Origin of the sequence: Bacillus sp. FSL M8-0025, from assembly GCF_037975475.1 — a bacterium.
GTDB lineage: Bacteria > Bacillota > Bacilli > Bacillales > Bacillaceae > Bacillus > Bacillus subtilis.
Genome location: NZ_CP150258.1, coordinates 2290309 through 2308318 on the forward strand (window position 1 = coordinate 2290309; position 18010 = coordinate 2308318).

19 protein-coding genes are annotated in these 18010 nt (G+C 44.1%); 7 read left to right on the forward strand and 12 right to left on the reverse strand.

What is annotated here, in order from left to right:
* Positions 1 to 36: 36 nt before the first annotated feature.
* Positions 37 to 1680 carry a M20/M25/M40 family metallo-hydrolase gene (locus MKX38_RS11665; RefSeq protein WP_339187205.1) on the reverse strand — a complete coding sequence of 548 codons (1644 nt, stop codon included), beginning with the start codon at positions 1678 to 1680 and terminating at the stop codon, positions 37 to 39.
* Positions 1681 to 1851: 171 nt separating this feature from the next.
* Between MKX38_RS11665 and namA the strand changes: the two genes are divergently transcribed.
* Positions 1852 to 2868: an NADPH dehydrogenase NamA gene (gene namA / locus MKX38_RS11670; RefSeq protein ID WP_339187208.1), complete on the forward strand. Its 1017-nt coding sequence runs from the start codon at positions 1852 to 1854 to the stop codon at positions 2866 to 2868.
* 109 nt (positions 2869 to 2977) lie between these two features.
* Positions 2978 to 3739, forward strand: a complete 762-nt coding sequence (locus MKX38_RS11675) for an alpha/beta hydrolase (RefSeq protein ID WP_015714222.1) — start codon at positions 2978 to 2980, stop codon at positions 3737 to 3739.
* A 43-nt stretch (positions 3740 to 3782) separates the two neighbouring features.
* On the opposite strand, the gene rpmG is transcribed toward MKX38_RS11675, so the two are convergent.
* Positions 3783 to 3932, reverse strand: coding sequence for a 50S ribosomal protein L33 (gene rpmG / locus MKX38_RS11680; protein WP_003226511.1), 150 nt, complete (start codon positions 3930 to 3932; stop codon positions 3783 to 3785).
* 81 nt (positions 3933 to 4013) lie between these two features.
* Positions 4014 to 4937, reverse strand: coding sequence for a ribonuclease Z (gene rnz, locus MKX38_RS11685; protein ID WP_004398681.1), 924 nt, complete (start codon positions 4935 to 4937; stop codon positions 4014 to 4016).
* A gap of 226 nt (positions 4938 to 5163) precedes the next feature.
* On the opposite strand from rnz, the gene zwf reads away from it, so the two are divergent.
* Positions 5164 to 6633 (forward strand): glucose-6-phosphate dehydrogenase, encoded by a 1470-nt coding sequence (zwf, locus tag MKX38_RS11690; RefSeq protein ID WP_014480196.1) that lies wholly within the window; start codon positions 5164 to 5166, stop codon positions 6631 to 6633.
* Positions 6634 to 6757: 124 nt separating this feature from the next.
* On the opposite strand, the gene gndA is transcribed toward zwf, so the two are convergent.
* Positions 6758 to 8167 (reverse strand): NADP-dependent phosphogluconate dehydrogenase, encoded by a 1410-nt coding sequence (gene gndA, locus MKX38_RS11695; RefSeq protein WP_003230365.1) that lies wholly within the window; start codon positions 8165 to 8167, stop codon positions 6758 to 6760.
* 109 nt (positions 8168 to 8276) lie between these two features.
* The gene (locus MKX38_RS11700; protein WP_339187211.1) at positions 8277 to 9521 is read right to left on the reverse strand and encodes a DNA polymerase IV; all 1245 of its coding nucleotides are present in this window, start codon (positions 9519 to 9521) and stop codon (positions 8277 to 8279) included.
* A gap of 72 nt (positions 9522 to 9593) precedes the next feature.
* On the opposite strand from MKX38_RS11700, the gene mifM reads away from it, so the two are divergent.
* From mifM to MKX38_RS11715, 3 genes are all read left to right on the forward strand, one after another.
* A complete protein-coding gene (mifM, locus tag MKX38_RS11705; protein ID WP_072592604.1) occupies positions 9594 to 9881 on the forward strand; it encodes a membrane protein insertion/folding monitor MifM in 288 nt (95 codons plus the stop codon).
* Positions 9882 to 9911: 30 nt separating this feature from the next.
* Complete coding sequence (locus MKX38_RS11710; RefSeq protein WP_003230359.1) at positions 9912 to 10739, forward strand: membrane protein insertase YidC; 828 nt, start codon at positions 9912 to 9914, stop codon at positions 10737 to 10739.
* Positions 10740 to 10920: 181 nt separating this feature from the next.
* On the forward strand, positions 10921 to 11649 hold the full coding sequence (locus tag MKX38_RS11715; protein ID WP_338382625.1) for a DUF2071 domain-containing protein: 729 nt from the start codon (positions 10921 to 10923) through the stop codon (positions 11647 to 11649).
* Positions 11650 to 11689: 40 nt separating this feature from the next.
* Here the strand turns inward: MKX38_RS11715 and MKX38_RS11720 are convergent, their stop codons facing one another.
* The 3 genes from MKX38_RS11720 to mce are packed head-to-tail and all read right to left on the reverse strand — an operon-like array spanning position 11690 to position 14761.
* The gene (locus MKX38_RS11720) at positions 11690 to 12805 is read right to left on the reverse strand and encodes a tripeptidase T (protein ID WP_029726746.1); all 1116 of its coding nucleotides are present in this window, start codon (positions 12803 to 12805) and stop codon (positions 11690 to 11692) included.
* Positions 12806 to 12822: 17 nt separating this feature from the next.
* On the reverse strand, positions 12823 to 14346 hold the full coding sequence (locus MKX38_RS11725; RefSeq protein WP_074794484.1) for an acyl-CoA carboxylase subunit beta: 1524 nt from the start codon (positions 14344 to 14346) through the stop codon (positions 12823 to 12825).
* The gene (gene mce, locus MKX38_RS11730) at positions 14339 to 14761 is read right to left on the reverse strand and encodes a methylmalonyl-CoA epimerase (protein WP_339187215.1); all 423 of its coding nucleotides are present in this window, start codon (positions 14759 to 14761) and stop codon (positions 14339 to 14341) included. Before mce ends, MKX38_RS11725 begins: the two co-directional genes overlap by 8 nt.
* An 89-nt stretch (positions 14762 to 14850) precedes the next feature.
* On the opposite strand from mce, the gene prli42 reads away from it, so the two are divergent.
* Positions 14851 to 14943, forward strand: a complete 93-nt coding sequence (prli42, locus tag MKX38_RS11735; protein WP_003226489.1) for a stressosome-associated protein Prli42 — start codon at positions 14851 to 14853, stop codon at positions 14941 to 14943.
* A gap of 19 nt (positions 14944 to 14962) precedes the next feature.
* Here the strand turns inward: prli42 and MKX38_RS11740 are convergent, their stop codons facing one another.
* The 4 genes from MKX38_RS11740 to artQ form a co-directional block, all read right to left on the reverse strand.
* The gene (locus tag MKX38_RS11740) at positions 14963 to 15493 is read right to left on the reverse strand and encodes a L,D-transpeptidase (RefSeq protein WP_017696449.1); all 531 of its coding nucleotides are present in this window, start codon (positions 15491 to 15493) and stop codon (positions 14963 to 14965) included.
* A 51-nt stretch (positions 15494 to 15544) separates the two neighbouring features.
* Positions 15545 to 16513, reverse strand: a complete 969-nt coding sequence (locus tag MKX38_RS11745) for an aromatic acid exporter family protein (protein WP_167408273.1) — start codon at positions 16511 to 16513, stop codon at positions 15545 to 15547.
* A gap of 70 nt (positions 16514 to 16583) precedes the next feature.
* The gene (artR, locus tag MKX38_RS11750) at positions 16584 to 17306 is read right to left on the reverse strand and encodes an arginine ABC transporter ATP-binding protein ArtR (protein WP_032730384.1); all 723 of its coding nucleotides are present in this window, start codon (positions 17304 to 17306) and stop codon (positions 16584 to 16586) included.
* On the reverse strand, positions 17299 to 17958 hold the full coding sequence (gene artQ / locus MKX38_RS11755; RefSeq protein ID WP_003230340.1) for an arginine ABC transporter permease ArtQ: 660 nt from the start codon (positions 17956 to 17958) through the stop codon (positions 17299 to 17301). The genes artR and artQ overlap by 8 nt, the downstream gene beginning before the upstream one ends.
* Positions 17959 to 18010 lie beyond the last annotated feature (52 nt).

Below are 18010 nucleotides of genomic sequence, written 5' to 3' on the forward strand. Positions count from 1 at the left end.
AAGGACAAAAACAGAAGGCACAGTGCCTTCTGTTTTTTATTTTTCCCGCAGCAGCTGGCCGGCAGATTCTGATTGCTTTAATAGCGCGGAGATCGTAAATGAAAGCAAATCGGGAAGCACTTCAAAGGAATAAGGCATATACAATCTTTCCGTCCATTTATGCGGGTCTTTACCAGTCGGACCGACATTTAAAACCGGGACATATAAAGCCTGATTTTTACCGCTTGGCAATGAATATCCTCTGTTAAAGAGCGGCATATTGCTTGTGTATGCATCAACCTCCTGCTTTTCCAGCTGAAGATAACTCAAGTCCGAAAGTCCAGGGAAGTACTGAACCTCCCGTAATGCAATGCCGTATCGCTCAGCCGCATAATGCTTTAACTGATCTGCTGTATTTCTGATCAATTGATCATCCTTTGAAGAAACAGCTGGATAAAGCGGCGGACTATAAAACAGAACGATGAGCGGCGCATCCTCCTTACAAAGCGAAGCAAGCTCAGAAACAATTTTCGTCGAAAAATCCCTGTCTCCAAGCTCCCCCCTGTTAGCAAAGGCATAATTTAGAGCCCGCTCTGTTTCTGAGATCCCCGCACGCTTTTTTGCACGCGAGACCAGCTCATCAAATGTCAAAACAGTGACGTCCCGCTCAATCGGCTGAAATGGCTCAAATTGTTGAAAATCCTGTGTTTTCTTCCGAACGTTCGACATGATTTCCTCCGCCGCCTGTTCTGCTGTTTTAAGCAGCATCTGATGCAGCTCACTAGCTGAGCGTTTCATTGACAGCACATTAAATAATGTGACGGCTGTATGCGGTGTCTGGACTGAATATGCCTCTTTCAAGTCCTTTTGCATTAAGTTTACCGGTGGCGGAGTGACCTCGCCATCAACCTTTTCACAATAATCAGCATTCAGTTCAAGCAAACGGTTAATCTCAGATACCATTAAATTTGCGTTTAGGCCTGAAAACGGCTCTCCAACATGTGTCTCAATCCCCTTGCAGAAAAAACCCGCAAGCACCTTGCCAATGCTTCCTGTATAAAAATATTGCTGCTGATCGCCGGGAAATTTTTCAAACATCGGTTCGGCATTCAGGCAAGCGGTTAATGTGATATCATGCTTTTTCTCCACCTCCTTCAATGCAGGAACCGCTTCAATCATGCCTCTTGAATTCACTTCCTCGTCCGGAACCGTTATCAACAGCAGATTGCCCTCAAAATGCCCGTTCATTGCCCTCTCCAGCATCGACAGTTGAATACAAAGCCCCGCTTTCATATCCATCGTCCCTCTTCCGAACAGCCAGTCTCCGCTTTCGGCATCTCTTCTCACACGTTCCGGGAGCAGCTCTTTTTTCTCTAAAAAGGAGCTCAAAAGCTCAGCAGGCTTGCAAGCCATATGTTTAAATTCGCCGTAATCTTCTATGTCAACGACATCAAAATGACTCAGCAGAAGCACTGTCTTTTTGACATTCTTCTTTTTGACTAGAGCCGTAAGAAAAGATCTGCCATCGTCCATCGGATGAAGTGTTACATCATCAGGGTGCTTTTGAAAATAGGGCTTGTCCTTCAAAATAAAATAAAGATACTCTGCAAGCGCTGCCTCGCCCTTTGAACCGGTGATGCTTTCGTATTGCACAAGAGAAGTTAAAAGTGCCAGCAATTCGTCCTTCGTCTGCCAATTCATTGATTCCGCCCCTCCTATGAATAAAAATGCTTCTATACTGAAAAATAAACTGATTTCTCGTCTATTATACAGAAATGTTTGACAAAAGCGGTTCATTTGAGCAGTTTATATGACGGGAAAGAAATGACTTGATATAATCAATCTCTAAAAACCTTACGGGAGGCGAAAGAAATGGCCAGAAAATTATTTACACCTATTACAATTAAAGATATGACGTTAAAAAACCGCATTGTCATGTCGCCAATGTGCATGTATTCTTCTCATGAAAAGGACGGAAAATTAACACCGTTCCACATGGCACATTACATATCGCGCGCAATCGGCCAGGTCGGACTGATTATTGTAGAGGCGTCAGCGGTTAACCCTCAAGGACGAATCACTGACCAAGACTTAGGCATTTGGAGCGACGAGCATATTGAAGGCTTTGCAAAACTGACTGAGCAGGTCAAAGAACAAGGTTCAAAAATCGGCATTCAGCTTGCCCATGCCGGACGTAAAGCTGAGCTTGAAGGAGATATCTTCGCTCCATCGGCGATTGCGTTTGACGAACAATCAGCAACACCTGTAGAAATGTCAGCAGAAAAAGTAAAAGAAACGGTCCAGGAGTTCAAGCAAGCGGCTGCCCGCGCAAAAGAAGCCGGCTTTGATGTGATTGAAATTCATGCGGCGCACGGATATTTAATTCATGAATTTCTGTCTCCGCTTTCCAACCATCGCACAGATGAATATGGCGGCTCACCTGAAAACCGCTATCGTTTCTTGAGAGAGATCATTGATGAAGTCAAACAAGTATGGGACGGTCCTTTATTTGTCCGTGTATCTGCTTCTGACTACACTGATAAAGGCTTAGACATTGCCGATCACATCGGTTTTGCAAAATGGATGAAGGAGCAGGGTGTTGACTTAATTGACTGCAGCTCAGGCGCCCTTGTTCACGCAGACATTAACGTATTCCCTGGCTATCAGGTCAGCTTCGCTGAGAAAATCCGTGAACAGGCGGACATGGCTACTGGTGCCGTCGGCATGATTACAGACGGTTCAATGGCTGAAGAAATTCTGCAAAACGAACGTGCCGACCTCATCTTTATCGGCAGAGAGCTTTTGCGGGATCCATTCTTTGCAAGAACTGCTGCGAAACAGCTCAATACAGAGATTCCGGCCCCTGTTCAATACGAAAGAGGCTGGTAATGCCCATAAGAGATATCCTGTAGAGGATATCTCTTTTTTTATTTTTAGAGAAACGATCGGCTAAGGTTCTCCGTCTCCCTAGTAGAACCAATTAGAGGAGATGACTCCAATGAAATCAGCTTGGATGGAAAAGACATATATAATTGACGGATGTGCGTTTCATACACAGCACCGGAAAGGATCAAGCGGTGTAACGATTGTCTTTGAGGCCGGCTATGGTACTTCTTCTGAGACGTGGAAACCATTAATGGCGGACATTGATGATGAATTTGGCATTTTCACATATGATCGGGCAGGCATAGGAAAAAGCGGGCAAAGCAGAGCTAAACGAACAGCTGATCAACAAGTGAAAGAATTGGAGAGTTTGCTTAAAGCAGCTGATGTAAAACCTCCTTATTTGGCTGTTTCACACTCATACGGAGCTGTCATCACCGGTTTATGGGCCTGCAAAAACAAGCATGATATTATCGGCATGGTCCTTCTTGACCCAGCTTTAGGCGATTGCGCCAGCTTTACCTTTATACCCGAAGAAATGCACAAATCACATACGAGAAAGATGATGCTTGAGGGCACACATGCAGAGTTTTCAAAAAGTCTGCAGGAGCTCAAAAAGCGGCAAGTCCACTTAGGAAACATGCCTCTTCTTGTGTTGTCATCAGGAGAACGGACTGAGAAATTCGCTGCTGAACAGGAGTGGCAAAACTTGCACAGCAGCATATTGTCTCTATCTAACCAAAGCGGCTGGATTCAAGCTAAAAACAGCTCCCACAACATCCATCATGATGAACCTCATATCGTTCACTTGGCTATTTATGACGTATGGTGCGCAGCGTGCCAGCAGGCCGCTCCTCTTTACCAGGCAGTCAATTAACGTAAAAAAAGACCGGGCCGTAAGGGATTCCCGGTCTTTTATATTATTTTGTTTCACGGTGAAGGGTATATTTCTTTAAACGCGGTGAATATTTTTTCAGCTCCAAACGGTCTGGATTGGTGCGTTTATTTTTTGTTGTGATGTAATTTCGGTCTCCCGTTTCAGTGCAGGCTAAAGTAACATTTACTCTCATAATTAACATCTCCTTATAAAGCGTAATGATTACGTTTTATTATACAACGTCATCACAAATTGTCAAATAAGAGCTCCGCCTTCAGCCTCGCGGGACGTTTACCTCTAAGAAATCATATGCCGCCACGCTATTGGGGAAAACGTCAACCGCTTCTTTTTGAAGCTCCAAAGAAGCATCTCCCTGATATCTTGCGCTGATATGGGTTAAAATGAGCTGCTTCGCTCTTGCTTCTTTCGCTGTTACAGCCGCTTGTTCCGTTGTACTGTGATAATAATCATAAGCAAGTTTACGGTCTTCCTTAGCAAAGGTTGCTTCATGAACAAGCACATCACAATCCCTCGCAAGCTCTTTTAGTTTGTCACTTACTCTCGTATCACCGGAGAACACAACAGATCTTCCCTTTTTAGGAGGCTCCAGAAAATCATTCCCATTGATGATTCGTCCGTCTTCAAGCGTTACCGTTTCGCCTTTTTTGATTTTCTGATATACAGGTCCGGGCGGGATGTTCATTTCTTTTAATACGTCAGCCTTCAAGGAACCCGGTACGTCTTTTTCCTGCACACGGTACCCGAAGGCTTCCACTCCATGAATAACAGATACCGCTGTGACAATAAACTGATCGTCCTCAAACACGATTCCTTCTTCAATTTCCTGGATCGCAAGCGGATATGTCAAATGGGTTTTCGTGACGGCAAGGCTTGTTTCAATAAACGCCTTGATCCCTTTAGGTCCGTACACTGTCAGCTCGTCCTCTCCGCCTTGAAAGGAACGGCTCCCCAGAAGCCCCGGAAGTCCGTATACATGATCGCCGTGCATGTGTGTAATAAAGATTTTCTCTATTTTACGAGGTTTAATCGTTGTATGTAAAATTTGATGCTGTGTGGCTTCCCCGCAGTCAAAAAGCCATACCGAACGCCTTTCTTCAAGCAATTTTAATGCCACCGACGTTACATTTCTCGCCTTGGCGGGAATGCCGGCTCCCGTCCCTAAAAAAAGTAATTCCACGTTTCCTTCCTCCTACTAGAACCAGATACCTACAAGAATACAGGATCAAGCTCAAAATGTGAATCTTGCCTCTGAAAAGAACAATCCTTTCGTGCTAGAAACATTTTTTCAGCATTCTGCTTAAAAAAGGGCTTAAATGTTTGCTTTCGTTGAATTTTAGATTTAAAATGAAGGAAATATACGGGGTGTACTAAAATAAAGCTTCGAATAAAGTGAGGTACTTTTAGTGAAAACAAACCAACAACCAAAAGCAGTAATTGTCATATTCGGTGCAACTGGAGATTTAGCAAAACGAAAATTGTATCCGTCTATTCACCGTTTATATCAAAACGGACAAATCGGAGAAGAGTTTGCAGTGGTAGGAGTTGGAAGAAGACCTTGGTCTAATGAGGATCTTCGCCAAACTGTTAAAACATCCATTTCCTCATCTGCAGATAAGCATATAGATGATTTCACGTCTCATTTTTACTATCACCCGTTTGACGTGACAAACCCTGGTTCTTATCAAGAGCTAAACGTATTGCTTAACCAGCTGGAAGATACATATCAAATTCCTAACAACAGAATGTTCTACTTGGCAATGGCTCCTGAATTCTTCGGAACGATTGCAAAAACATTAAAATCAGAGGGTGTAACAGCTACAACCGGCTGGTCCCGCCTTGTCATCGAAAAACCGTTCGGCCATGATCTGCCAAGCGCACAGGCATTGAATAAAGAAATCCGCGAAGCATTTACGGAAGATCAAATTTACAGAATCGACCATTATCTAGGCAAACAAATGGTTCAGAACATTGAAGTGATTCGATTTGCCAATGCGATTTTCGAACCGCTTTGGACAAACCGCTACATTTCAAACATTCAAATCACATCTAGCGAATCACTAGGCGTTGAAGACCGCGCAAGATATTACGAAAAATCAGGCGCCCTTCGCGACATGGTGCAAAACCATATTATGCAGATGGTTGCCCTTCTTGCAATGGAGCCGCCTATCAAATTGAACACAGAAGAAATCCGCAGCGAAAAAGTGAAGGTGCTGAGAGCACTGCGTCCTATTGCAAAAGACGAAGTGGATGAATACTTTGTGCGCGGACAATATCAAGCTGGTGAAATTGACGGTGTACCGGTTCCTGCTTATACAGATGAAGATAATGTCGCTCCTGACTCCAATACAGAAACCTTTGTTGCCGGCAAGCTCCTGATCGACAACTTCAGATGGGCTGGTGTTCCATTCTACATCAGAACCGGAAAACGAATGAAAGAAAAGTCCACAAAAATTGTCGTTCAATTTAAGGACATTCCGATGAACCTGTACTACGGTAATGAAAACAACATGAATCCGAACTTGCTTGTCATTCATATTCAGCCTGACGAAGGCATTACGCTTTACTTAAATGCTAAAAAGCTTGGCGGAGCAGCACACGCACAGCCAATCAAACTCGATTATTGCAGCAATTGCAATGACGAGTTGAACACCCCTGAAGCATATGAAAAACTAATTCACGACTGTCTTCTTGGCGATGCAACAAACTTTGCACACTGGGATGAAGTTGCCCTTTCTTGGAGCTTTGTCGACTCTATTTCTGAAACATGGGCAGCAAACAAAACCTTATCTCCTAACTACGAATCAGGCTCAATGGGACCGAAAGTATCTGATGATCTTTTGGCGAAAGACGGCTTACACTGGTGGAATATATAATAAGAAGAAAAAAGCCGAAAATGTTTACAAACATTTTCGGCTTTTTTGCAGCTGTCACAGAGGTATAGCACTCTCATTAATAACAAAACCCCCGAAGCTCTATAGCTTTGGGGGTTTCTATTGATTACTTCATCCATTCAGTATGGAAGATGCCTTCTTTGTCAGTACGCTCATAAGTATGAGCGCCAAAGTAGTCGCGCTGTGCTTGGATTAAGTTTGCAGGCAGTACGGCTGTGCGGTAGCTGTCATAGTAGGCTAATGCGCTTGAGAATGATGGCACCGGCACACCTTGGGCAACTGCAAGTGAAATCACTTGGCGAAGCGCTCCTTGATAGCTTTCTACAATATTCTTGAAATAGCTGTCAAGAAGCAGGTTGTCAAGCTCAGGCTCGCGATCGTAAGCTTCTTTGATCTTCTGAAGGAATGCCGCGCGAATGATGCAACCACCGCGGAAGATCATAGCGATTTCACCATATTTCAGATCCCAGTTGTATTCTTCAGAAGCAGCTTTCATTTGGGCAAATCCTTGCGCGTATGAACAGATTTTACTCATGAACAACGCTTTTCTGACCGCTTCAATCAGCTCTTCTTTATTTTCTGTAACAGGCTTCACTTCTGGTCCTGAAAGAAGTCCGCTCGCTTTTACACGCTCTTCCTTCATAGCTGAGATAAAGCGTGCGAATACAGATTCAGTAATAATCGGAAGCGGAACGCCTAAGTCAAGTGCGCTTTGGCTTGTCCATTTTCCTGTTCCTTTTTGGCCTGCTTTATCAAGAATCACATCAACAAGCGGTTTGCCTGTCTCTTCGTCTTTTTTTGTGAAGATGTCAGCCGTAATCTCAATCAGGTAGCTATCAAGCTCACCTTTATTCCATTCAGCGAAAACTTCATGAAGCTCATCAGCAGAAAGGCCCAGCACCTGTTTCAGAATGAAATATGATTCAGAGATCAGCTGCATATCTCCGTATTCAATTCCGTTGTGCACCATTTTTACGTAATGGCCGGCGCCGTCCGGACCGATATATGTCGTACAAGGTTCTCCGTCAACTTTTGCAGAAATGGCTTCAAGAATCGGTTTTACAAGCTCATGTGCTTCTTTTTGTCCGCCAGGCATGATAGAAGGTCCTTTAAGCGCCCCTTCTTCTCCGCCGGAAACGCCTGTTCCGATAAAATGAATGCCGCTTTCAGCGAGTTCTTTGTTACGGCGCTGTGTATCTTTATAGTATGTATTACCGCCGTCAATTAAAATATCATCCTTCTCTAGATGAGGAAGAAGAGATTGAATTGTCGCATCTGTTGCAGTTCCCGCTTTAACCATTAATAAGATTTTGCGCGGTGTTTCCAAGGATTGGACAAATTCTTCAATGCTGTATGTGCCAACAACATTTTTTCCTTTTGCCTCCTGTAAAAACTCCTCAGTTTTACTGCTTGATCTGTTGTAAACAGAAACAGAAAATCCCCGGCTTTCGATATTTAAAGCCAGATTTTTACCCATGACCGCAAGTCCGATAACGCCGATTTGTTGTTTTGACATATTCTAACGTCCCTTCTGCAAACGTTTAATCATTTTAAAATTTAAATTAAAATAAAATGATATTTATAATAAAGAAATTACCATACATTCACCCTTTTTTTCAAGCGATTCAGCTTTTCTTTTCATCATGAAAAAAATCTTTATTAAAGCTTGTTCCCTTTGTTTTGCTCTCCTCTTTTTTTAACGTTGCCCCTTTTCTGATCAGTTTGGTACCGTACTTTTTATTCAGCTTTTCCATCATCTGCTGAATAGGCTCATCCTTCGCATCTTCATTAAAGCTGAACAAATCGAGCTGTTTATAGGCCTGCTCTTTTTCTACTAAATCCGTTCCGGTAATGCCAAGCAGCCTGACAGGATTTTTATTCCAATGTTTAAAAAAGAGGTGCTCCGCTTCTTTCAAAATGTCATTTTTTTGATCAATCGGGTTTCTCAGCGTGGTGCTTCTTGTGATGGTTTTCCAATCCGCATATCTAATCATAATAAAAAGCTTCGAAGCCATGACTTCCTTGCGCTGTAAACGGTCACTCACAGAAGCGGCAAGCTTTCTAAAGACGCCTAACAGCTCTTCTTCATCACTGGAATCATGGGAAAGTGTCGATGAGTTGCCGACGCTTTTAAATTCGTAAATGCGCTCCGGGTCAACCGGCGCATGGTGAATGCCATTTGCTTTATTTTTAAGGCGCGTACCGTTGATGCCAAGCAGGCGCTTCAGCGAGTGTTCATCAGCTGCAGCTAGCTCTCCGATTGTATGGATGCCGAGTCCCTTCAGTTTTTCCGCTGTCTTTTTGCCGACTCCGTGCATCTCTCCAACAGGAAGCGGCCACAGGATATCAGGCACTTGCCTCTTTCTTAAGATCGTAATTCCAAGCGGTTTTTTCATATCAGACGCCATCTTAGCGAGAAATTTATTCGGCGCAATCCCTATGCTTGACGGGAGCAGCAGCTCTTTTTGCAGCCTGCTTTGGATTTCTTTTGCCGTCTCTAGAGCGCGGCTGCTGTATGGTGTATCGGTCATGTCCATATAGCCTTCGTCGATAGAGACAGGCTCCACCAGGTCAGTATATTCACGAAGAATGGTAAACATCGCTCGTGAAGAGTTTCTATAGCGGTCAAAGTTCGGCGGAAGAACGATGAGCTCAGGACAATGGCGCTTCGCTTGCCAAACCGGCATCGTTGTTTTGACGCCGCGCGCTCTTGCTTCATAGCTGCATGTTACCACAATGCCCTTTCGCTCTTTTACGTTTCCGGCAACTGCGACCGGCTTTCCCCGGAGAGCCGGATCATATGCCATTTCAACCGACGCATAAAAGCTATTCATATCAATATGGAAAATAATTCGGCTCTTTCCCGGCATAAACAAATCTCCTTTTCGGTCATTAGACAACAGCTTGTACATATAGTAAAATGAAGCTATTGAATGGATGTGATGACAATGTTTGTGGAATCGATAAATGACGTTTTATTCTTAGTCGATTTTTTCACAATTATTCTTCCTGCTCTAACGGCAATCGGGATTGCATTTCTCTTACGGGAGTGCCGTGTGGGCGAGCAATGGAAATCAAAACGAACAGATGAACATCAGACGGTCTTTCACATTAACCGAACAGACTTTCTTATTATTATATATCATCGCATTACAACTTGGATACGTAAAGTCTTCCGCATGAATTCGCCTGTGAACGATGAGGAAGACGCCGGTTCTCTTCTTTTATAAACCGCATTTATAAAAAGGAGGAGAACAAAATTGTTAAAAACATATCAAAAACTTTTGGCTATGGGTATCTTTTTGATCGTATTATGCTCGGGCAATGCTGCATTTGCAGCGACTAATCAGGTGGGAGGCCTCAGCAACGTAGGTTTTTTCCACGATTATTTAATCGAACCGTTTTCCGCTCTGCTTAAGGGTGTTGCCGGGCTGTTTCACGGAGAATACGGACTCTCTATTATCCTCGTAACCATTATTGTGCGTATAGTTGTATTGCCTTTGTTTGTCAATCAGTTCAAAAAACAGCGCATCTTCCAAGAGAAAATGGCCGTTATTAAACCTCAGGTTGACAGTATCCAGGTTAAGTTGAAAAAGACGAAGGACCCGGAAAAGCAAAAAGAGCTGCAAATGGAAATGATGAAGCTGTATCAGGAGCATAATATCAACCCGCTTGCGATGGGCTGTCTTCCAATGCTGATTCAGTCTCCGATTATGATTGGGCTTTATTACGCGATTCGCTCAACACCTGAAATTGCGTCACACTCGTTTCTATGGTTCAGTTTAGGGCAATCTGATATTCTCATGTCCCTTAGTGCAGGGATTATGTATTTTGTCCAAGCCTATATCGCTCAAAAACTGAGCGCGAAATATTCCGCTGTCCCGCAAAACCCTGCGGCACAGCAATCCGCAAAATTGATGGTGTTCATCTTCCCTGTGATGATGACGATTTTCTCGCTTAATGTTCCGGCAGCCCTTCCGCTGTACTGGTTTACAAGCGGACTGTTTTTGACAGTGCAAAACATCGTCCTTCAGATGACGCATCATAAAAGCAAAAAAACAGCCGCTCTTACTGAGTCGGTGAAATAAAAAAGCAACCCCGTGCGAAAAGCCGGGGTTGTTTTTTGTTACTTGCAAAGCATACCGCGCCAAACAGTCTTGTTTATCATGGCTGAAGCAGAAATGGCCATCCTAAAAAATAGCCGTATCGTTTAAAAAGAAGGAAATCGGGAATACCTTTACTCACCTCCAACCGAAAGGAGCATATACGTTGACGGAACGCTTTCAGCAAAAAAATATTTCTGTACCTGATGGAATCTGGATCATGAGACAAACCTGGAATGATGTCTTATTTGCCCACTGGCCTGTTGATGTTTCTATCCTTCGCGCTTTGGTACCGTCCGTTTTAGAATTAGATACATATAACGGGCAAGCTTGGATCAGCATGCTTCCCTTTATGCTCACGAACCTGAGGGCGCGTTATCTTCCTGCCATTCCCGGTGCGCGTGCATTTCCTGAGCTTAACCTCCGCACCTATGTCACGTATAAAGGCAAGCCCGGCATTTATTTTTTTAGCTTAGATGCCGATCATCGTCTGGCGGTCCTTGGCGCTCGCACATTCTTTCATCTGCCTTATTTTTACGCGGATATGAAGTCCGAAAAAAACGGTGATGCCATTGACTATGTCAGCAAGCGGAAAAATGACAAAGAAGCAGCATTCCACGCCGCATACCGGCCCATTTCAGCGCCTTTTACAGCAGAAAAGGATTCGCTCGATTACTGGCTGACAGAACGATACAGGCTCTACACCACTTATCGCAATAAGCTCTATTACGAAGACATCCATCATCATCCGTGGCTGCTGCAAAACGCCGAAGCAGAAATTTCAGTCAATACGGTGACTGATGCTCACGGTATTACATTGCCGGAGTCAGACCCCTTGCTTCATTATGCTAAAAAACAGGATGTGTTATTTTGGCCGCTTAGGAAATGGAGCTAAAAAAACCCGATGCGGGAAATCGCACTCGGGTTTTCTTTTTTTATTTTGCCGCCTCTTCAATAATGGCAACAACCATTTCTGCCGTTTTAACGAGCTCTTCGATCGGCATTTTTTCATTTTTTGTATGGATTTGCTCATAACCGACAGCAAGATTGACCGTCGGGATGCCATGACCAGCGATTACGTTCGCGTCGCTTCCGCCGCCGCTCGTTTGCAGCTCGCTTGGACGTCCGATTTTAGCAGCCGCTTTTTTCGCGATTTCAACAACTTGGTCGCCGTCTTGATATTTAAAGCCCGGATACATAACCTCAATTTCGACTTCTGCGCGTCCGCCCATATCAGCAGCTGCCTCTTCAAAAGCAGCTTTCATTTTTTGAACCTGAGCTTCCATTTTCTCAGGAACTAAAGAGCGCGCTTCAGCAAGAATATGAACTTCGTCGCACACAATGTTTGTTTGTGTGCCGCCTTCAAACCGGCCGATATTAGCTGTTGTTTCTTCATCGATACGGCCCAATGGCATTTTTGAAATGGCTTTGCTAGCGATTGTAATCGCTGAAATGCCTTTTTCAGGTTCAACCCCGGCGTGAGCGGTTTTCCCGAAAATTGCCGCTCTTACCTTCGCCTGTGTCGGCGCGGCCACAATGATATTTCCGACTTTTCCGTCTGAATCAAGGGCATAGCCGTAGGATGCAGTGATCATAGAACGGTCAAGAGCCTTCGCTCCGATCAGACCCGATTCTTCCCCTACTGTGATGATGAATTCAATCGTGCCGTGTTCAATGTTTTCTTCTTTCAGCACCTTAATCGCCTCAAACATTGCAGCCAATCCCGCTTTATCATCAGCGCCTAAAATCGTCGTGCCGTCAGTTTTGACGTAACCGTTCTCTACAACTGGTTTTACGCCGTTTCCAGGTACAACTGTGTCCATATGAGATGTAAAATAGATCGTATCTGTTTGTTTTGTCCCTCTTAGCGTGCAAATCAGGTTACCGGCTCCGTGGCCCGTGATATCCATTGTATCGTCTTCTTTAACGTCCACACCTAAATCAGAAAATTTTCGTTTCAGCACTTTGCAGATTTCAGCTTCGTGCTTTGTTTCTGAGTCAATTTGGACAAGCTCTAAAAATTCTTCCAGCAGGCGTTTTTCATTCACCATTTGTAAGTCCCTCCATATTAAAGCGGTATGTTACCGTGCTTTTTTTTCGGTCTCTCTTCTGTCTTATGTGCAAGCATATGAAAAGCTTGAATCAGTTTTCCCCTTGATTCTTCCGGCAAAATGATGTCATCGACCATTCCACAAGCGGCCGCTTTGTATGGGCCGGCGTTTTGCTTTTTGTATTCAGCTGTTTTTTCGCGTTTCGTCTTTTGCGGGTCAGCTGAAGCTTTGATTTCCTTTTCATACAAAATCGATGCCGCACCTTCTGGACCCATCACTGCGATTTCAGCATTCGGCCATGCAAACACAAGGTCCGCTCCGATCGCTTTGCTGTTCATGGCCACATAGGCGCCGCCGTACGCTTTTCTAATGATGAGTGTGACTTTTGGGACAGTCGCTTCAGCATAAGCAAACAATAATTTTGCTCCATGCCTGATGATTCCGTTGTGCTCTTGCTGAATACCCGGCAGAAACCCCGGGACATCTTCGACAGTCAACAGCGGGATATCAAATGCGTCACAAAAACGGATGAACCTTGCTGCTTTATCAGCAGCGTCAATCGTCAGGCTTCCCGCCAGATGCTTCGGCTGGCTCGCCACGATGCCGATTGCTTTTTCACCCAGCCTTGCAAACCCAATGACAATGTTCTTCGCAAAAAATGGCTGAATCTCAAAAAAAGATTGCGGGTCAGCCAGCTCCCTAATCACCTTCCGAACATCATAAGGCTTTGTCGTATCAGCAGGGACAAGACGGTTTAATAACGGTCTGGACGCCTCTTTCTCTGGCTTCGGCTCTGTTGTCCGGCCATTCAGCGGCAAATAAGACAGCAGTTTTCTCACCCCTGTCAGAACCTCCTTCTCCGTATGCCCGGAAAAGTGGGCGTTTCCGCTGACGGCATTATGTATCCCCGCTCCGCCTAAGCTCTCCGCATCAACCTGTTCCCCTGTCACTTTTTCAATCACCTTCGGGCCGGTAATAAACATCCGGCCGGTCTGTTCAGCCATAAATATAAAATCTGTGAGTGCCGGAGAATATACAGCGCCTCCAGCGCACGGCCCTAAAATAACCGATATTTGCGGAATGACTCCGGAATATAAGACGTTTCGGTAAAATATGTGACCGTATCCATCTAATGATAACACACCCTCTTGAATTCTCGCACCACCTGAGTCATTCAGCCCGATAATCGGCGCCTTATTTTTTGCTGCCAGATCCATCAAAGCGCAGATTTTCCTGGCATGGGTTTCGCCAAGCGCCCCTCCGTACACTGTGAAGTCTTGCGCAAATACATAAACTGAGCGACCGTCAATTGTGCCGTACCCTGTCACGACCCCATCCCCTAACATGCGCTGTTCTCTTGTTAACACTTGACTTTCCATGAAGGGGTGTAATTCGATAAAGCTGTCCTGATCTAGAAGAAATATGATCCTTTCCCGAGCAGTGAGCTTGCCCTTTTGCCGCTGCTGAGCCAGCTTTTCCCGTCCTCCGCCTTCTTCTGCCTGCTTGCGTTTCGTGTATAAATGATCCATGTGCTCATTCATGCTCATTGTGTTGGTCTCCTTTCGGTTCACAAAGCTCTACAAGAACACCGTTTGTTTCCCGAGGGGAAATAAACGCGATCTTTTTCCCGTTCGCTCCCTGTCTTGGAAACCTGTCAATCAATTGAACATGCTGATCAGACAATGCTTGAAGCTGTTCAGATAGGCAGATGCACAAAAACGCAATATGATGCAGTCCCTGCCCTTTCTTCTCCAAAAATAAATGGACGGGGCTGTCAGCTGTCAACGGCTCTATCAGCTCAAGTTTGACGCTACCAGCTTGAAAAAAAGCAACATTCACCTTTTGCTCTTCAACCGTTTCTTGATGAAGAAATGCAAGCCCCAATACATTTTCATAAAAGCTTCTTGCATCTTTTATCGAAAAAACGGCTATCCCGATATGGTCAAGCCTGTTCATTTTCATCCCTGCTTTCGCTAATAGATATCGCTTGTCCGCCCATTCAAAACACGCTAAAATATAGACAGATTGTTTAAGGAGTGAAAATCATGTCTCAAAAACTGATGAAAAGCGTTTTGATCGTGATTTTGGGAGTTTTTATTCTTTCAACTGTACTCTCAGGAATCGTCATGTTTCTATAACGATAAAAAAGCAGGCGCCTTATTCAATGGGAATATCCTGCTTTTTTATCAGAGCTTTATGCTCGATGGCAATCTCCTCAAAAGAGCGGTTGTCGTCCGTGATCAGTACTCTCGTTCCTATTGGTATCGTTTGAAACAAATGAACGACCTCATCGTTATGCATACGTATACAGCCGTTAGACACAAATTTTCCTACTGATTCCTCTCGGTTTGTCCCATGAATTCCATAAATCCGCCCGTCCGTTCCTTTCGCGTCAAATCCGATCCATCTTGCCCCAAGCGGGTTATCAGGAGATCCCCCTTCAATATTTTTCTTTCTGTAGTAAGGATTTTCCGCTTTTACCGTTACCGAAAACTCTCCTTCAGGCGTCAAATCATCTGTTTTTCCAGTCGCCACACTATACACGCCTTCTACTTTGTTGTCGAGGATAACAGCAAGTTCATTTGTTCGCTTGTTGACAATAACATACGGATCACCCGGCAGCGGATTTTCGCCGAGCGGCCAAATCGGTGAAATCATCATGAAAATCGAACATAAGAAAAAACGCATAAGCTCCTCCTTTTTCATTAGGTTGACCAATGAAGGAAGAGCTCATGCGAATCATCCGAGTGATTTTTGCGCTTTTATTCCTTTAAAATAACTTTTAATCACTAAATATTGTTCCATTTCGCCGAGAAGGTGGAAGAGAGCGGCCCTCGCTTCAAATTCCTCTCTAGTCGCCGGAAGCGGCATCTCCTCAAATTCTTTTCTCATGTCAGCAAGTCTTTTCAGAAATTTGTACGCTGTATTCCCAGGGTGTATCGCCTCCCGCAAATCATGAATAAATTCAGCGATCATTTTTCCCTGATCTACCGTGATGGAGATCGATGTCACTTTAGGGAGAAGGCGTTCGATAATTTCAAATTGCTTTTCTCTCATTTTAAAATAATGATAATGCAGATTTTCGTAACGCAAAATGTGGTTTTGCACATCTCGATATGCCAGGTTTTTAGCCTCCGTAATAAGCTGGTGCGTTTCCGGAATTTCTTTTCCTGACCAATCTTGCTCACCAGTTAACAAATACCGTTCGATTTCTGCAAAAATGACAGCAAAGTTATCCTCTATCTTTTTACGGTAAGCAATCAGCTTCCGATCAAGACTCGGCATATACAAGTTCATCAATAGAGCGACGCCGATGCCGACCGTAATTAGCTGAACTTCATTCCAGATGAAAGTAGGCGTAATGCCGCCGGACATGTATAAATGAAGGATAATAACAGAACTGGTGACGATACCCTCGTTAATTTTTAACAGAACCGTTATCGGAATGAATATCAAAAGAAGCGCTCCGATCACAAACGGGTGGTAGCCAATAAGCTCGAAAAAGAGATAAGAAAAAACAATTGCCAGACAGCATGCCGCAAAGCGAGCCCATGAGGCCTGAAGCGACCGTTTTTGTGTGATTTGTATACACAAAATGGTGATGATTCCTGCTGATGCGAAGTTTTGCAAATGCAATAACTGGCTTATATAAATAGCCAAAGCTGTTCCAAGCGCGGTCTTTGTTGTGCGGTAACCAATTTTAAACATGTCGGACTCCATTTCTATTTGTTTCTTCAATAAAAAAGAAGAGGCGGCCAGCCTTCTTCTTTTTTATATTCTATAATATTTTCTTTAAAAAGTCCTGCGCTCTTTTGGATTTTGGCGACATAAAAAATTCCTTCGGATTGCCGTCTTCGACAATCATTCCTTGGTCCATAAACAGCACACGGTCTGCCACTTCTTTTGCGAAGCCCATTTCATGTGTGACAATCACCATGGTCATGCCGGTTTCGACCAGCTCTTTCATCACCTGTAGCACTTCTTTGACCATCTCTGGATCAAGGGCGGAGGTCGGCTCGTCAAACAACATGATGTCCGGATTCATCGCAAGAGCCCTGGCAATCGCGACACGCTGTTTTTGTCCGCCAGACAAACGGTTTGGATAGTCATTTCGCTTTTCAAACAAACCGACTTTGCGGAGCAGGTCCTCAGCTTTCTCCTGTGCAGCCTGTTTTGATTCTTTTTTTACATTGACAGGCGCGTACATGATGTTTTCGAGAACCGTTTTGTGCGGAAAGAGATGAAAATGCTGAAAAACCATCCCGATGTTTTCCCGGACCTTTAATGTGTTGGTTTTCGGCTTCGTAATCTCTGTGTCTTTTATTGTAATGGTTCCGCCGTTAGGCTTTTCCAACAGGTTTAAACAGCGTAAGAACGTTGATTTGCCTGAGCCTGAAGGACCGATCACGGCAACAACCTCACCCTCAGCGATTGTTGTTGAAATGTTTTTTAATACTTCGTGTTTCCCAAATGATTTTGACAGCTTTTCAACCTTAATCATTGGATTTCAGCTTCCTTTCTACAGCCTTGCCGATAAACGTTAAAATCAGGACAAGCACATAATAAATCAATCCCGCGATAATGAGCGGCTCAAGGTAATTGTAAGTGGCGGCGCCAGCTTGATATGCGCGTCTCATGACATCACCAAGCCCGATGACGGTGACGATTGCCGATTCTTTTGTTAACGTAATTAATTCATTCACAATTGCAGGTGATATATTTTTGAAGGCCTGCGGCAGCAGCAGATCCTTCATCATTTTTCCATACGGGACACCGAGTGCAACAGCAGCTTCTTTTTGCCCTTTATCAATGGCATTGATTCCGGCTCTGATAATTTCCGATACATAAGCGGCGGAATTCAAAGACAATGCGACAACCGCAGCCCAAAACTGGTCAATTTGAAATCCGAGCAGCTGAGGAAGGCCAAAATAGACAATCATAAGCTGCAGCACTAAAGGCGTGCCTCGGAACACTGATGTATAAAAATCAGCGATCCAGATAAACGGGCGGAATGTGCTGATCTTGCATAAGCTTAGCACAATACCGAGTATAAGTCCGATAATAGCAGATACAACAACAATTTTTAATGTAATTGCCAAGCCTTCTAATATAAAAGGAATTTGGGGGATCGTTGCTGAAAAATCCAAATTCATAGCCTTTGTCTCCTTTTCTTACAGGAAAAAAGTTTCCTATTCAATAAAAAGG

Coding starts and splice junctions, on each gene's coding strand:
- MKX38_RS11720 (WP_029726746.1), bottom strand. CDS start 12,805: ATGGTGAATGAAAAACGCCTGCTGGAAGAATTTTTAGAGCTTGTCCAA.
- namA (WP_339187208.1), top strand. CDS start 1,852: ATGGCCAGAAAATTATTTACACCTATTACAATTAAAGATATGACGTTA.
- mifM (WP_072592604.1), top strand. CDS start 9,594: ATGACAATGTTTGTGGAATCGATAAATGACGTTTTATTCTTAGTCGAT.
- artR (WP_032730384.1), bottom strand. CDS start 17,306: ATGATTAAGGTTGAAAAGCTGTCAAAATCATTTGGGAAACACGAAGTA.
- MKX38_RS11675 (WP_015714222.1), top strand. CDS start 2,978: ATGAAATCAGCTTGGATGGAAAAGACATATATAATTGACGGATGTGCG.
- MKX38_RS11745 (WP_167408273.1), bottom strand. CDS start 16,513: ATGTTTAAAATTGGTTACCGCACAACAAAGACCGCGCTTGGAACAGCT.
- MKX38_RS11740 (WP_017696449.1), bottom strand. CDS start 15,493: ATGCGTTTTTTCTTATGTTCGATTTTCATGATGATTTCACCGATTTGG.
- MKX38_RS11700 (WP_339187211.1), bottom strand. CDS start 9,521: ATGCCGGGAAAGAGCCGAATTATTTTCCATATTGATATGAATAGCTTT.
- rpmG (WP_003226511.1), bottom strand. CDS start 3,932: ATGAGAGTAAATGTTACTTTAGCCTGCACTGAAACGGGAGACCGAAAT.
- prli42 (WP_003226489.1), top strand. CDS start 14,851: ATGTCTCAAAAACTGATGAAAAGCGTTTTGATCGTGATTTTGGGAGTT.
- gndA (WP_003230365.1), bottom strand. CDS start 8,167: ATGTCAAAACAACAAATCGGCGTTATCGGACTTGCGGTCATGGGTAAA.
- artQ (WP_003230340.1), bottom strand. CDS start 17,958: ATGAATTTGGATTTTTCAGCAACGATCCCCCAAATTCCTTTTATATTA.
- MKX38_RS11725 (WP_074794484.1), bottom strand. CDS start 14,346: ATGAATGAGCACATGGATCATTTATACACGAAACGCAAGCAGGCAGAA.
- MKX38_RS11665 (WP_339187205.1), bottom strand. CDS start 1,680: ATGAATTGGCAGACGAAGGACGAATTGCTGGCACTTTTAACTTCTCTT.
- mce (WP_339187215.1), bottom strand. CDS start 14,761: ATGAACAGGCTTGACCATATCGGGATAGCCGTTTTTTCGATAAAAGAT.